Raw genomic sequence first — 13,223 nt, forward strand, 5'->3', positions numbered from 1 at the left:
CCGTGCGTCCCGGCCCCTTACGGCCGCGCGCAGGGGGCCGGGAGGACCGGAGAGGGGTGGGTCGACCTCAGTTGACGATGGCGGCGGCGTCCGGGGGGAGTGTCAAGGACGTGGAGGAGCGCGTCAGGGCGGCGGTGGCGAGCAGGAGGTCGGCCGTAGCGGGGACACTGAATGTCGCGGGGGCGGGGGAGAGGTTCACGAGCACCGACACTCCTCCTCGGTCGATGCGGTAGACACGGTGCTCGGGGCGGCCGTCCGTCTCCCGGACCTCGACCGTCGTGTGCGCGGAGTCCGGGTCGGTGAGCTCCGGTCGCGCTCGCCGCAGTCGTGCCAGGTCGCGGTACAGCGACAGGAGCCGGGAGTGCTCCGGGGCCTCGGCCTCCGCCCAGTCGAGGTGCGAGCGGCGGAAGGTCTCGGGGTCCTGCGGGTCGGGCACCGCATCCGGATCCCATCCCATGCGGGCGAACTCCGCCGTGCGGCCCTCGGCGACCGCGCGGCCGAGCTCGGGTTCGGGGTGGGAGGTGAAGAACTGCCACGGGGTCGTCGCCCCCCACTCCTCACCCATGAACAGCATCGGGGTGCCCGGGGCCGTCAGCGTGAGGACGGCGGCCACCGCGAGCCGATCGGGGGACAGGGTGGCAGGGAGCCGATCCCCGGCGGCGCGGTTCCCGATCTGATCGTGATCCTGCGCGAAGGTCACCAGCCGCCAGCTCGGCACCTCGGCCGGGATCGGGGACCCGTGCGGACGGTCGCGGAAGGACGAGAAGGAGCCGTCGTGGAAGAAGCCGCCCTCCGTCACCTTGGCCACCGCGTCGTCCGCGGCGAAGTCGGCGTAGTACCCGGCGGTCTCTCCGGTGAGCGCGACGTGCACGGCGTGGTGCCAGTCGTCGGACCACTGCGCCGTGAGCCCGTAGCCCCCGGCCTCCCGCGGCAGGATGAGCGTCGGGTCGTTGAGATCGGACTCGGCGATGAGCGTCAGCGGTCGGTTCTGCTGCGCGGACAGCGCATCCACGCGTTCGGCGAGCTCCCGCAGCAGGTGCACCGGCCGCCGGTCGTGGAGGGCGTGCACGGCATCGAGCCGGAGTCCGTCGACGTGGAAGTCGCGCAGCCACATCAGGGCGTTGTCGAGGATGTACTCCCGCACGGCGTCCTCGTCGAGGTTCACCGAGTCGCCCCAGGTGGTGCTCTCGCCCTCGCGCAGGTACGGACCGAAGAGCGGGAGGTAGTTGCCGCTCGGGCCGAGGTGGTTGTAGACGACGTCCTGCACGACCGCGAGCCCGTGCGCGTGGGCGGCGTCGACGAAGCGCTGATAGGCCGCGGGGCCGCCGTACTCCTCCTGCACCGCGTACCAGAGCACGCCGTCGTATCCCCAGTTCCAGCGGCCGTTGAAGGCGTTGACGGGCAGCAGCTCGATGTGGGTGACGCCGAGCTCGACGAGATGCGCCAGGCGGCCGACCGCCGCGTCGAGCGTGCCCTCCGGTGTGAAGGTGCCGAGGTGCAGCTCGTAGATCAGCCCGCCCGCGAGCTGCCGTCCGGTCCAGGAGGCGTCGGTCCAGGCGAAGGCTGCGGGGTCGAACGCCGCCGAGGCCCCGTGCACGCCGTCCGGCTGCCGCCGCGAGCGAGGGTCCGGGCGGAGGTCGTCGCCGTCGTCCAGCAGGAAGCCGTAGCGCTCCCCGTCCGCGAGGACCAGATCGGTGGTCCAGCGCCCCTCTGCCCCCGCCGTGAGTGCGCGCTCCTCCACGGTGGTGCCCGCGTCGTCGAGGCGTCGTACCCGCACGCGCGACGCCCGCGGCGCCCACACCTCGATCATCGAGCCAGCTCGATCAGCGCGACCGGGTAGGTGTCGAGGAGTTCCGCCAGTCGCACGGGCCCGGGCGGGATCCGCCGGCCGGTGAGGAGGTCGGTCCCCGGCAGCTCGGGGCGCATCATGACCGTGTCGCCCCAGCCCCCGCGGCGCGCCAGCGCGACCGGCAGCCGTGTGGCCACGGCGGTTGCGCCGCCGCGGTGCACGGCGATCGCGTGGTCTGCGGCCTCACCTTCGACGACGGCCGGCCGGTAGAAGCGGAACAGCTCCGGATTGTCCCGCCGCAGTCGCAGTGCCCGCGAGGTCACCAGCAGCTTCGCGGCGCCGGAGTCGTCGATCGGGGGGACCACACCGCGGGCGTGGTCCGCGTCGAGCTCCCGCAGCATCCGGGCGCGCAGAGCGAAGTCGACGGGTCGACGGTTGTCGGGGTCGACGAGCGAGAGGTCCCACAGCTCGGTGCCCTGGTACACGTCGGGCACGCCGGGGCCGGTGAGCTGCAGCAGCTTGGCGGAGAGGGAGTTGGAGCGACCCGCGTCGACGATCTCGGCCACGAAACGGTCGAGGATCGGGGCGGCCTCCCCCTCGACGGATCGGGCGATCGCGGCCAGGCCCTCTTCGAACTCCGCATCCGGATGCTGCCAGGTCGTCCCCTCCGCGGCCTCACGCGCGGCCTTGGTGGCGTAGGCGAGCAGCCGGTCGGAGGGCAGCGGCCAGGCGCCGACCGCGGCCTGCCAGATCAGCGCGTCGAGCGGGCCGTGCCCGGTGGTCGCCACGTCGCGTAGCTCGGCCAGCACCTCGGCCCAGCGCTCCGGGATCTCCGAGAGCACCGACAGGCGCGCGCGCACGTCCTCCGAGCGCTTCGTGTCGTGCGTGGAGAGCGTCGTCATCGAGTGCGGCCACGCCGCCAGCCGCGCCCGCTGCGCGTCGTGGAACTCCTCGACCGACAGCGCGGGGAGGGACGGGTCGGCGCCGACCTCGGTCAGCGTTCCGAGGCGGGTGCAGCGGTAGAACGCTGTGTCCTCCACACCCTTCGCCATCACGGCGCCGCTCACCTGCGGGAATCGCTGCGCGACCTCGAGGCGCGGATCGTTCAGCAGCGGCTCCAGCGCTGTGAACGCGGTCGCGAGGTCGGGGCGTCGGCGACGGGCCTCCGCGAAGGCGGCGCGCAGGTGTTCCCGGCCCTCCGGGAGATAGGAGCGATACACGGGGAAGCAGGCGAGGAGCTCGGCCAGCGCGTCGTCGGCGTGCACGATCCCGTGGGGGAGCGTACGCACCAGTCGGCGCACCTCGGCGGCCAGGAGAGTGTCCGCGATCATCCGCTTCGTGTCGTGGATGAGGTCGTGCCAGGGGAGCGCGTCCGGGAGACCGGTCTCCGCGCGGAGCCTGGCATCCAGCCGGTCCAGCGCCGCGACGCCCTCCGCGTCGACGAACAGGCGGTCGAGCTCGGCCAGCGCGTCGTATCCGGTGGTGCCGTCGGTCCGCCACCAGGCCGGCAGGGCCTCGCCCGGCTCCAGGATCTTCTCGACGAGCGTGTACGCGCGTCCGGTCGCGTCGGCGAGCTGCTCCAGGTACGCGCCGGGGTCGACGAGGCCGTCCGGGTGATCCACCCGCAGACCGTCCGCGAGGCCCTCCCGGATCCAGCGCAGGATCTCCCGGTGCGACTCGGCGAACACTTCGGGCCGTTCGACCCGGATGCCGGCGAGTTCGGAGACGGCGAAGAACCGGCGGTAGGTGAGGTCGGTGTTCTGGTCCTGCCAGAACCGCAGCTCGTAGTTCTGGGCGCCCAGGAGCGCCGGGAGATCATCCGCCAGTGCCGCGGTGCCGGGGGCGAGGGGCAGCTCATGCTCGAAGTAGCGCAGAACGCCGTCCGGCGCGTCGGCGGCCGGCGTGGTGTCGACCACGAGCTCGCCGTTCGCGACGACCTCGTCCGGGCTCGCGCCCAGCAGCGGCAGCAGGAGACGCCCGCCGCCCGCTGCCCAGTCGATGTCGAACGCCGCCGCATGACGGGTCTTCCGGCCCAGCCGCAGCACCTCCCACCACCACGGGTTCTGCCGCGGCACGGCCACCCCCACGTGGTTGGGCACGATGTCGACGAGGATGCCGAGGCCGGCCGCCCGGGCGGCCGCCGTGAAGCGGACGAGCCCCTCCGCGCCGCCGCGGTCGGGATCGATGCGGCCGTGGTCCACGACGTCGTAGCCGTGGTTAGAGCCGCGGGTCGCCGCCAGCAACGGTGACAGGTAGGCCCACGAGGCGCCGAGCTCGGCGACGTATCCGGTCACCTCCGCGGCCGCGTCCAGGGGGAAGTCCTCGCTGATCTGCAGGCGATACGTCGAGACCGGTCTGTCGGTCATGACGCAGCCTGCTCGCTCTGCGCGCGGAGCGAGGCATCGACGGAGTCATCCGTGTCGACGGGCTCGCCGTCGAGTTCCTGCAGCACGAGCATGGCCTTGCCCTCGAGCGGCACGCTGTCCCGCGCCCGGAGCTTCCGGTCACCGAGTTCGCCGGCGGTGTCCACGGAGACGAGCCATTCCGCGCCGTGCCGGTCGTCCGGCAGGGCGAGGTCGACGGGCTCGTCGCCGCTGTTGAAGTAGACGAGGAAGTTCACGTCCTCCACGGGACGTCCGCGGCGGTCGTTCTCGCGGATGCCGCGGCCGTTCAGGAACATGCCCACGGAGCGTCCGAAGCCCGAGTCCCAGTCCTCCGGCGTCATGCGGGCACCGTCCGGGCGCAGCCACACGACGTCGGGGATGCGCTCGCCGTCCTCGTCCTCGTCTGCGACCGGGCGTCCGTCGAAGAAGCGGCTGCGGCGGAAGGTCGGGTGCTCGTGCCGGAGCCGAGCGACCGCCGCCGTGAACTCCACGAGCGGCAGGTCGGCCGCCTCCCAGTCGATCCACGTGAGCTCGTTGTCCTGCGCGTAGCCGTTGTTGTTGCCGTGCTGCGTGCGGCCGAGTTCGTCGCCGTGGGAGATCATCGGCACGCCCTGCGAGAGCAGCAGGGTCGCCAGGAAGTTCCGCTGCTGACGCGCACGGCGCCGGTTGATGTCGATGTCGTCGGTCGATCCCTCCGCGCCCATGTTGTCGGAGCGGTTGTGGGATTCGCCGTCGTTGTTGTCCTCGCCGTTGTCCTCGTTGTGCTTCTCGTTGTACGACACGAGGTCCCGCAGCGTGAAACCGTCGTGGGCGGTGACGAAGTTGATGGAGGCGACCGGGCGCCGGCCGGAGTGCTCGTACAGGTCGGCGGAGCCGGTGAGGCGGGAGGCGAACTCGCCGAGCGCCTGGGGCTCGCCGCGCCAGAAGTCGCGCACGGTGTCGCGGTACTTGCCGTTCCACTCCGTCCACTGCGGCGGGAAGTTCCCGACCTGATAGCCGCCGGGGCCGATATCCCACGGCTCGGCGATGAGCTTCACCTGAGAGACGATCGGATCCTGCTGCACGAGCTCGAAGAAGGCTGCGAGGCGGTCGACGTCGTAGAACTCGCGGGCGAGGGTCGCCGCGAGGTCGAAGCGGAAACCGTCGACGTGCATCTCGGTCACCCAGTAGCGCAGCGAGTCCATGAGCAACTGGAGCGCGTGCGGGTTGCCCGCGTTCAGGCTGTTGCCCGTGCCGGTGTAGTCCGTGTAGTACCGCTTGTCCTCTTCGAGCCGGTAGTACGCCTCGTTGTCGATCCCGCGCATGGAGAGCGTCGGCCCGAGGTGGTTGCCCTCAGCGGTGTGGTTGTAGACGACGTCGAGGATGACTTCGATGCCGGCCTCGTGGAGCGCGCGCACCATGGCGCGGAACTCCTGCACCTGCTGGCCGTCTTGGCCGCCGGCGGCATAGGCGTTGTGCGGGGCGAAGAATCCGAGGGTGTTGTAGCCCCAGTAGTTCGACAGGCCCTTGTCCTGCAGCACCGAGTCGTTGACGAATTGGTGCACCGGCATCAGCTCCAGGGCCGTGACGCCGAGGCGCTGGAGATGCTCGATGACCGCCGGATGCGCGATGCCGGCGTAGGTGCCGCGCAGCTCCTCCGGGACCTCGGGGTGCCGCTGGGTGAGCCCCTTGACGTGGGCCTCGTAGATGACCGTCTCCGCGTACGGGGTCTTCAGCGGACGGTCGCCGCCCCACTCGAAGAACGGGCTGACGACCACGCCCTTCGCCATCGCGGTCGCGGAGTCGTCGTCGTTGCGGGAGTCGGGGTCGCCGAAGTCGTAGCCGAAGAGGGACTGGCCCCAGTCGATCTCACCGGCGACGGCCTTCGCGTACGGGTCGAGGAGCAGCTTGTTCGGGTTGAAGCGCTGTCCCTGCGCGGGATCGTACGGACCGTGCACACGGTAGCCATAGCGTTGCCCCGGCTGCACCGTGGGCAGGTAGCCGTGCCAGACGAAGGCGTCGACCTCGGTGAGCGGCACCCGTGTCTCCGTGCCGTCCGCGTCGAAGAGGCAGAGTTCCACGCGCTCCGCGCCCTCGCTGAAGAGCGCGAAGTTGGTGCCCTGACCGTCGAAGGTGGCCCCCAGCGGGTACGCGGACCCGGGCCAGACCTCGCCGCTCATCCGGCGAGGGCGTGGTCGCGCGAACCCGCGGCCATGGCACTGACGATGCTGACGGCATGGTCGTAGTCGTACACCTGAGCGATCTCCACAGCCCGAGGATACGGGTGACCGAGGTAGCAGACGTAGAGCGGCGGCACGACCTCGATGTATCCGACGGGAGCGTCGTGCGCGACGACGTACCGGTCGAAGTCGATCCGCTCGCAGGCCGGCTCGGTCGCGGCGGGGTGGGCCGCGTCGGCGCGCTGCGAGGAGCCAGTGCTGGTGGGGGTGTGGACGTTCATGGCGCCTCCTGACTCGTGATGGGACCACGATAGGAACCGGGAACGGATTCGAGAACGGTATTGCCATCCGGGCCTCGACCGGCTACGCACCCGATGACGGCGGGATCACTCCCTGCGCCGACGCACGTACTCGGTCACCACGACGCCCGATTCATAGGGAGTCGTCTCCACGGCATCGAACCGCTCCGGACGGTACGGACGGTCGCCGAAGAGGGGGGTTCCCGAGCCGAAGAGCAACGGCTGCCGCTTCAGGACGAGCCGGTCGATCTCGTCGGCCAACGTCGCCGCGAGGGCCCCGCCGCCGCACAGCCAGATCGCGCCGCCCTCCTCCTGCTTCAGCCGCCGCACGACCTCCACCGGATCCTCCGCCGTCACCTCGAGGTTCTCGGCCTCGGCTGTGCGGGTGCGGCTGAAGACGATCTGCCGCAGGTGCCGGTAGGGACTGGGGAGCCCGCCCACCTCGTAGGTGTTCCCGCCCATCAGCACCGTGTCGAACACGTCGTTGCGCTGCGGGATGCCGAGGGCTTCGGCGGCCACGGTCGGCAGGGTGTCGGCGAAGCGCGCGTTGATGCCGTCCATGTGATCGCCTTCGACGAGGAAGGCGTCGAACTCCCCATTCGGACCGGCGATGAATCCGTCCAGGGTCACCGCGACGTAGTACACGAGGTCTCGCATGATTCTCCAATCACTACATCTGTTGCGGTTGAGAGTACAACAGTCGTAGTGATTGCGCTAGGGTGGCGGCATGGTGAGGAACGAGCCGCGTCGACGCCAGCTCGCGGACGCCGGGCTGGCCGTGCTCGCCCGCGAAGGTTCGCGGGGGCTCACGCATCGAGCGGTCGACGCCGAGGCGCAGGTCCCCGCGGGGACGACCTCGAACTACTTCCGCAGCAGGGGCGCGCTGATCGAGGGTCTCGTCGACCGCATCGGGGAACGTCTGGCTCCGACGCCCGAGGACCTGGAGCATCGCGCGGCGATCGCGCCGAGCCGCGAGCTGTTCGCCGACTACATACGGGACATCGTGCGTCGCCTCACGGCCGACCGCGACGTCACCCTCGCACTGTTCGCCCTGCGGCTCGAGAGCGCCCGTCGTCCCGAGCTCGCCGCCGTGCTCGGCGCCTGGCAGCGGGCGGGCTTCGACGCGGACGTCGCCTTCAACGTCGCCGCGGGCCTCCCGGGAGGGCGGCGCGAGATCGCCCTGTTCCACTACGCGATCGACGGTCTGCTGCTCGACCGGCTCACCACGCCGATCGACCCGGAGACCTCGACCGACGAGGTGATCGACGATCTCGTGGCCGGGCTGCTGCCCTGACCACTGCCGCGGCCGCTGTTCCGCCCGGTCGATCCTGCTCGTACACTGAGGGCACGCTCTCGACTCCAGGAACGGAGAACGCGTGTCTGCGACGTGGCACGATCCGCGGGAGGCGTCGCCGACGGCGTCTCGCCTCCTCGTCGAGCGTGCGCACGAGGAGCTCATCGCCGGCAATCTCGACGACCACCGCCTCCGCGAGGTGCGGCCACTCGTGCGGGAGTCGTGGGAGCGGTCCTGGCGCCGCCGTGTCGGTCCGGAGGCGCTGCCACCGCTCGACCTGTTCGAGGACGAGCTCGACGCCTATCGTCTGACTCACCCGCTCGCCTCCGCGATGGAGATGATCCGCGCGCTGCTGCTTCCCGGCGACTCCGAGGACTCGGGGGTCGTGATCGCCGTCGGAGATCAGGCAGGGCGCCTGCTGTGGATCGAGGGCGATGCGCAGCTCCGGTCCCTCACCGAGGGCATGGGGTTCGTGGCCGGCGCGAACTGGGCGGAGGACGCCGTCGGCACGAGCGCCCCGGGCACGGCGCTCGCCCTGGAGCGGTCGGTGCAGATCCGTGGGGCCGAGCACTACAACCGCCTGGTGCACCCGTGGTCGTGCAGTGCGGCGCCCGTGCGCGACCCGGAGACGCAGCGGGTCCTCGGCGTGATCGACATCACCGGCGGACCCGAAGTGGTGACCCCGCAGGCGCGACTGCTCGTCGACGCGACGGCGCGGGCGGTCGAGTCCGAGCTCCTCGTGGCGCGGCTGCAGCGACGTGCGGAGCCTCCGGCTCGACGACTGCCGGGCAGGACCCCGCCGGAACCCCTCGCTCGCGCGCGACTGCAGGTGCTCGGACGCGACCGTGCCCGGTTGGAGACCGCGTCGGCACACGAGGAGGCCGTCACCGAGCTCAGCGCCCGGCACGCGGCCATCCTCCTGATGCTGGCCGTGCACCGCCAGGGCCTCTCCGCCGACCGGCTCGCGGAGCTCGTCTACGGTCCCGGGGTCTCGCCGGACACCCTGCGGCCGGAGATGGTGCGCCTGCGCAAGGTCCTGGAGCGGGCGGCCCCGGATCTCGTGCCGGAGTCCCGCCCGTATCGCCTTCCGGTGCCGCTGGAGACCGATGCTCAGGACGTGCTGTCCCTCCTGGATCGCGGGGCGCACCGCGTCGCGCTGACGGCCTACCGGGGGCCGGTGCTGCCGGATTCGACTTCGCCCGGCGTCGAGGAGTTCCGCGATTCGGTCCGTGCCGCGCTGCGGGAGGTGATGCTGTCGGGCGCGAGTCTGGACGTGCTGCTCGCCTATGCGGACACCCCCGAGGGGAGCGAGGACGCGGAGGTGCTGCGGCTTGCGCTGGAGATGCTGCCGGCGCGCTCGCCGCGTCGTGCCGTTCTCGTGACGCGGATCGAGCGCCTCGGCTGATTCGAATCGCCCGATTGGTGCCATTTCGGCCGCGGATGCAGCCAGGTGAGCGATTCGAACGGGGCGCAACCGGCTGCAACGTTGCGCATCGGGAGTGCAACGGGGCGCGGCCTAGCGTCGAGGGAACACCGCGGCATCGACGCCGCGGCGCCCCCGTCGAAGGAGACCCCATGACCATCGTCGAAGTAGACGTGTCCCTCGCCTACGCCGCCCCCGGACAGCCCGGAGCGGTCGCGGACTACCGGCCCCGCTACGGTCACTACATCGGCGGCGAGTTCGTCGAGCCCGCCAAGGGCCAGTACTTCGAGAACATCAGTCCCGTCAACGGCAAGCCCTTCACCGAGGTCGGACGCGGCACCGTCGAGGACGTCGACCGCGCCGTCGACGTCGCCTGGAAGGCCTTCAGCGCCTGGGGCAAGACCAGCCCCGCGGAGCGCTCCGTGATCCTGAACCGCATCGCCGACCGGATGGAGCAGCACCTCGAGGAGATCGCGGTCGCGGAGACGTGGGAGAACGGCAAGCCCGTGCGGGAGACCCTCGCCGCCGACATCCCGCTCGCGATCGACCACTTCCGCTACTTCGCGGGGGTGCTCCGCGCGCAGGAGGGCGGCATCAGCCAGCTCGACGAGAACACCGTCGCGTACCACTTCCATGAGCCGCTCGGCGTGGTCGGGCAGATCATCCCCTGGAACTTCCCGATCCTCATGGCCGTGTGGAAGCTGGCGCCGGCGCTCGCCGCGGGCAACTGCATCGTCATCAAGCCTGCGGAGCAGACCCCTGCGTCGATCCTGTTCCTGTTCGACATCATCGGCGACCTGCTGCCGGCCGGGGTCGTGAACATCGTGAACGGCTTCGGGATCGAGGCCGGCGCGCCGCTCGCGCAGCACAAGCGCATCCGCAAGGTCGCCTTCACCGGCGAGACCACGACCGGCCGCCTCATCATGCAGTACGCCTCGCAGAACCTCATCCCGGTCACCCTGGAGCTCGGCGGCAAGAGCCCGAACGTCTTCTTCGAGGATGTCGCCCGCTCCACGAGCGACCCGTTCTACGACAAGGCGCTCGAAGGCTTCACGATGTTCGCGCTCAACCAGGGCGAGGTCTGCACCTGCCCGTCACGCGCCCTCATCCAGCGCTCGATCTACGACGGCTTCCTCGCCGACGGCCTCGAGCGTGTGGAGAAGGTCGTGCAGGGCAATCCGCTCGACCCTGCGACGATGATCGGCGCGCAGGCCTCGAACGATCAGCTGGAGAAGATCCTCAGCTACATCGACATCGGCAAGCAGGGCGGGGCCCGGCTGCTCACGGGAGGCGAGCGCGCCGACCTCGGCGGCGACCTCAGCGAGGGCTTCTACGTGCAGCCGACCGTGTTCGAGGGGACGAACGACATGCGGATCTTCCAGGAGGAGATCTTCGGTCCGGTGCTCTCGGTCACCTCGTTCGACGACTTCGACGACGCGATCTCGATCGCGAACGACACCCTGTACGGGTTGGGGGCCGGTGTGTGGAGTCGCAGCGGCGACACCGCGTACCGCGCGGGCCGGGCGATCGAGGCTGGTCGCGTGTGGACGAACACCTACCACCAGTACCCGGCGCATGCCGCGTTCGGCGGGTACAAGCAGTCGGGGGTGGGCCGCGAGAACCACAAGATGATGCTCGACCACTACCAGCAGACGAAGAACCTCCTCGTCTCGTACGCGGAGGGCCCGATGGGCTTCTTCTGATCCGCCCGAGCCCGAGTGTCGGGCGGCGCTCGCCGCGCCGTCCGGCACTCGGCATTCCGGAAGGAGTCCCATGGCCAGTCAGACCACGCCCGCCCGCGTCGCGGTGACCGACCCCGCCGCCGCGCTCGTCCGCGAACTCACCGCGCAGCACGGGCCGCTCATGTTCCACCAGTCCGGCGGCTGCTGCGACGGCTCCGCCCCCATGTGCTACCCCGTGGGGATGTTCCTCACCGGTCCCGGCGACGTGCTCCTCGGCACCCTCGACGTCGGGCTCGACGACGCCGTCGAGGTCTTCATGTCGGTCTCGCAGTTTGAGTACTGGAAGTTCACGCACCTCACCATCGATGTCGTGCCAGGACGCGGTGCCGGGTTCAGCGTCGAGGGCCCCACGGGGATGCGGTTCCTCATCCGGTCGCGGATGCTCGACCCCGCCGAGCTGGCGGGCCTCGGCCTGGCCTGAGGGCCTTCGAATCGCCCGATTGGTCCCATTTCGGCCGGAGATGCAGCCAGTCAAGCGACTCGAACGGGATACGCTGGCCCCATCGTGAACGCACCGCACCGACCCTCCGTCCTCTTCGTCTGCGTCCACAACGCGGGGCGCTCGCAGATGGCCGCCGGCTTCCTCCGGCACCTCGCCGGCGACCGCATCGAGGTGCGCTCCGCCGGGTCGATGCCCGCTGCCGAGATCAACCCCGTCGCGGTGGCGGCGATGGGGGAGCTCGGCATCGACATCACGGCCGAGCAGCCGAAGGTGCTCACGACCGAGGCCGTGCAGGCGTCGGACGTCGTGATCACGATGGGCTGCGGTGACGCGTGCCCGTTCTTCCCCGGCAAGCGCTATGAGGACTGGGTGCTCGATGACCCCGCCGGTCTGGGAATCGATGCCGTCCGGCCGATCCGCGACGATATCCGCGGCCGCATCGAGACCCTCGTGGCCGAGCTGCTCTGACCCGCGCTCAGCCCGCCCCGTCGAGCACCTGTCAGGGGGAGAGCTTCGGCCTGGAGCTCTCTGGCAGCGACGGCACCCGAGTGCTCTGGACCCGGACTGCGGAGTTCAGGTAGAGAGCTGCCACTGCGAGCGCCACCAGGCCACCGATCACGGCCAGCACCGGACTCGGTGAAGCGAATGCTCCGAAGGAGGCCATGATCCCTTGGATCAAGAACATTGCGCTGAGGAGGATTCCGCTCCCTCGTGTGCTGGTCATCTTCCACCAGGGGCGTGGGGCGTCCGACTCTCCGGGGCTACGGAACGTTCGTGCCGCCACGACGACGGCCGCCACGATAACCACGGTGGCCCACACGAATCCGAGTTCGAACCTGAGGACCGTGAGCGGTACGACGGTGAGCACGATCCCGACGATGACGACGAGCAGATACCCGACCTTGGCGGTCGGTGTCTTGATGCGCACGAGTAGCACGTTACGCGTTGGTTGACGAATCGGTCAACGAATGTCCTCGCCGACCTCGTCGTCACGCCGACGGAGAGGCCGCGGCGAGCACAGCACTCCGCAGCCAGGAGCGGTAGCGGTCCGGCGACCAGCCGGACTGCACGACGAGCTGCTGGTGGCTCTCCGGCGAGAGCAGGAACGACAGCACGTCGGCGAGGGTGTCGCCGTCGCGGTCCGAGGCGACGATGCCCCGGCGCTGCAGTTCCGCCGCGAACCCCCGGTAGTCCGCCGCCCGGTTCGCGAGGATGCGCTGCAGGGCGGCATCGACGACCGGGTCGGAGAGCGCCGCGCCCAGGAGGACCGTCCAGAGGGCATGCCCGCGCTCGTTCGCGGCGCCGATCTGCGTGATGACGGCGTCCAGGAAGACGTCGTCGGGCAGGGCCGTCAGTCCCGAACCGGCCTCGGTGTCGGCGAGGGTCTCGGCGGCTTCCGAGCCGGAGAAGGTGACCTCGAAGGCGGCGATGAGCAGTTCCGCCTTCGCCGCCGTGGTCTTCACCGTCTCCGCGGACACCCCGGCCTCCCTGGCGATCGCGGAGATCGTCGTCGCCTGGTATCCCTGCGCGGCGAAGAGGCGGGCGGCCGCCGCGACAATGCGCGCACGGGTCTCCTCGGCCTGGCGGGTCCGCAGGGCGGAGCGGTAGGGGCGTGCACTCGACGTCATTGACTTTCCTCAAAGGGTGATGAATACTTCAACGGTACAACCAACCCTATCGAGAGAGCCGCC

General features: G+C 70.5%; 12 protein-coding genes. 5 read left to right on the forward strand and 7 right to left on the reverse strand.

The window, feature by feature from the left end:
- Positions 1-67 precede the first annotated feature (67 nt).
- The 5 genes from treZ to AB0P08_RS14005 all read right to left on the reverse strand — a co-directional run bounded on the left by treZ (position 68) and on the right by AB0P08_RS14005 (position 7,288).
- On the reverse strand, positions 68-1,810 hold the full coding sequence (gene treZ / locus AB0P08_RS13985; protein WP_363590246.1) for a malto-oligosyltrehalose trehalohydrolase: 1,743 nt from the start codon (positions 1,808-1,810) through the stop codon (positions 68-70).
- Complete coding sequence (gene treY / locus AB0P08_RS13990; RefSeq protein WP_363590247.1) at positions 1,807-4,155, reverse strand: malto-oligosyltrehalose synthase; 2,349 nt, start codon at positions 4,153-4,155, stop codon at positions 1,807-1,809. Before treY ends, treZ begins: the two co-directional genes overlap by 4 nt.
- Positions 4,152-6,332, reverse strand: coding sequence for a glycogen debranching protein GlgX (gene glgX / locus AB0P08_RS13995; protein ID WP_363590248.1), 2,181 nt, complete (start codon positions 6,330-6,332; stop codon positions 4,152-4,154). Before glgX ends, treY begins: the two co-directional genes overlap by 4 nt.
- Positions 6,329-6,613 (reverse strand): hypothetical protein, encoded by a 285-nt coding sequence (locus AB0P08_RS14000; RefSeq protein WP_060922071.1) that lies wholly within the window; start codon positions 6,611-6,613, stop codon positions 6,329-6,331. The genes glgX and AB0P08_RS14000 overlap by 4 nt, the downstream gene beginning before the upstream one ends.
- 105 nt (positions 6,614-6,718) lie before the next feature.
- Positions 6,719-7,288, reverse strand: a complete 570-nt coding sequence (locus AB0P08_RS14005) for a dihydrofolate reductase family protein (RefSeq protein ID WP_363590249.1) — start codon at positions 7,286-7,288, stop codon at positions 6,719-6,721.
- 70 nt (positions 7,289-7,358) lie between these two features.
- Between AB0P08_RS14005 and AB0P08_RS14010 the strand changes: the two genes are divergently transcribed.
- The 5 genes from AB0P08_RS14010 to AB0P08_RS14030 all read left to right on the forward strand — a co-directional run bounded on the left by AB0P08_RS14010 (position 7,359) and on the right by AB0P08_RS14030 (position 12,000).
- Positions 7,359-7,925, forward strand: a complete 567-nt coding sequence (locus AB0P08_RS14010) for a TetR/AcrR family transcriptional regulator (protein WP_363590250.1) — start codon at positions 7,359-7,361, stop codon at positions 7,923-7,925.
- 82 nt (positions 7,926-8,007) lie between these two features.
- On the forward strand, positions 8,008-9,330 hold the full coding sequence (locus AB0P08_RS14015) for a GAF domain-containing protein (protein WP_363590251.1): 1,323 nt from the start codon (positions 8,008-8,010) through the stop codon (positions 9,328-9,330).
- A gap of 170 nt (positions 9,331-9,500) precedes the next feature.
- Positions 9,501-11,051 (forward strand): acetaldehyde dehydrogenase ExaC, encoded by a 1,551-nt coding sequence (exaC, locus tag AB0P08_RS14020; protein WP_363590252.1) that lies wholly within the window; start codon positions 9,501-9,503, stop codon positions 11,049-11,051.
- A 70-nt stretch (positions 11,052-11,121) separates the two neighbouring features.
- A complete protein-coding gene (locus AB0P08_RS14025; RefSeq protein WP_363590253.1) occupies positions 11,122-11,511 on the forward strand; it encodes a DUF779 domain-containing protein in 390 nt (129 codons plus the stop codon).
- An 84-nt stretch (positions 11,512-11,595) separates the two neighbouring features.
- Positions 11,596-12,000, forward strand: a complete 405-nt coding sequence (locus AB0P08_RS14030; protein WP_522727317.1) for an arsenate reductase ArsC — start codon at positions 11,596-11,598, stop codon at positions 11,998-12,000.
- Positions 12,001-12,031: 31 nt separating this feature from the next.
- On the opposite strand, the gene AB0P08_RS14035 is transcribed toward AB0P08_RS14030, so the two are convergent.
- Positions 12,032-12,460 carry a hypothetical protein gene (locus tag AB0P08_RS14035; protein WP_363590254.1) on the reverse strand — a complete coding sequence of 143 codons (429 nt, stop codon included), beginning with the start codon at positions 12,458-12,460 and terminating at the stop codon, positions 12,032-12,034.
- 61 nt (positions 12,461-12,521) lie between these two features.
- On the reverse strand, positions 12,522-13,160 hold the full coding sequence (locus AB0P08_RS14040) for a TetR family transcriptional regulator (RefSeq protein ID WP_363590255.1): 639 nt from the start codon (positions 13,158-13,160) through the stop codon (positions 12,522-12,524).
- Between the last annotated feature and the right edge of the window lie 63 nt (positions 13,161-13,223).

This window comes from Microbacterium meiriae, assembly GCF_040686935.1.
Taxonomy (GTDB): Bacteria; Actinomycetota; Actinomycetes; order Actinomycetales; family Microbacteriaceae; genus Microbacterium; species Microbacterium meiriae.

Excerpts from the sequence above, each read along its gene's own strand:
- treZ (WP_363590246.1), bottom strand. The coding sequence starts at position 1,810 with ATGATCGAGGTGTGGGCGCCGCGGGCGTCGCGCGTGCGGGTACGACGC.
- treY (WP_363590247.1), bottom strand. The coding sequence starts at position 4,155 with ATGACCGACAGACCGGTCTCGACGTATCGCCTGCAGATCAGCGAGGAC.
- glgX (WP_363590248.1), bottom strand. The coding sequence starts at position 6,332 with ATGAGCGGCGAGGTCTGGCCCGGGTCCGCGTACCCGCTGGGGGCCACC.
- AB0P08_RS14000 (WP_060922071.1), bottom strand. The coding sequence starts at position 6,613 with ATGAACGTCCACACCCCCACCAGCACTGGCTCCTCGCAGCGCGCCGAC.
- AB0P08_RS14005 (WP_363590249.1), bottom strand. The coding sequence starts at position 7,288 with ATGCGAGACCTCGTGTACTACGTCGCGGTGACCCTGGACGGATTCATC.
- AB0P08_RS14010 (WP_363590250.1), top strand. The coding sequence starts at position 7,359 with ATGGTGAGGAACGAGCCGCGTCGACGCCAGCTCGCGGACGCCGGGCTG.
- exaC (WP_363590252.1), top strand. The coding sequence starts at position 9,501 with ATGACCATCGTCGAAGTAGACGTGTCCCTCGCCTACGCCGCCCCCGGA.
- AB0P08_RS14025 (WP_363590253.1), top strand. The coding sequence starts at position 11,122 with ATGGCCAGTCAGACCACGCCCGCCCGCGTCGCGGTGACCGACCCCGCC.
- AB0P08_RS14040 (WP_363590255.1), bottom strand. The coding sequence starts at position 13,160 with ATGACGTCGAGTGCACGCCCCTACCGCTCCGCCCTGCGGACCCGCCAG.